The sequence below is a fragment of the Paenarthrobacter nitroguajacolicus genome (assembly GCF_007786235.1).
GTDB classification, from domain to species: Bacteria; Actinomycetota; Actinomycetes; order Actinomycetales; family Micrococcaceae; genus Arthrobacter; species Arthrobacter nitroguajacolicus_A.
The window spans coordinates 1-611 of sequence record NZ_VNFK01000070.1 but is presented as its reverse complement, the minus strand read 5'-3'; the positions used below and the strand labels follow the sequence as shown (position 1 = coordinate 611).

Annotated in this window: 1 protein-coding gene; it reads left to right on the top strand. The window is 64.0% G+C overall.

Features of this window, described 5'->3' with window-relative positions:
• The coding region (locus tag FQP90_RS23020; RefSeq protein ID WP_144653435.1) for a pyridoxal 5'-phosphate synthase lyase subunit PdxS at positions 1 to 611 on the top strand (611 nt) is incomplete at both ends.

The following is a 611-nucleotide window of genomic DNA, read 5'->3' as shown; positions in this document are numbered from 1 at the left end:
AAGCGGGGCATGGCTGAGATGCTCAAGGGCGGCGTCATCATGGACGTCGTTAACGTCGAGCAGGCCCGCATCGCCGAGGATGCCGGTGCCGTGGCTGTCATGGCGCTTGAACGCGTCCCGGCCGACATCCGCGCCCAGGGCGGGGTGTCCCGCATGTCAGATCCGGACATGATCGATCAGATCATCGCTGCCGTGTCCATCCCGGTCATGGCCAAAGCCCGCATCGGCCACTTCGTCGAAGCCCAGGTCCTGCAGTCCCTCGGTGTCGACTACATCGACGAGTCCGAGGTCCTGACCCCGGCCGACTACATCAACCACATCGATAAGTGGAACTTCACTGTGCCGTTCGTCTGTGGTGCCACCAACCTTGGTGAGGCTCTGCGCCGTATCAACGAAGGCGCGGCGATGATCCGCTCCAAGGGTGAAGCCGGTACCGGCGATGTTTCCAACGCCACCGGGCACATGCGCAAGATCCGTGCCGAGATCGCCAAGCTGGCCGCCCTTCCCGAGGACGAGCTGTATGTCGCGGCCAAGGAGCTCCAGGCCCCGTACGAGCTGGTCAAGGAAATCGCCGCGACCGGCAAGCTCCCCGTGGTGTTGTTCACTGCCGG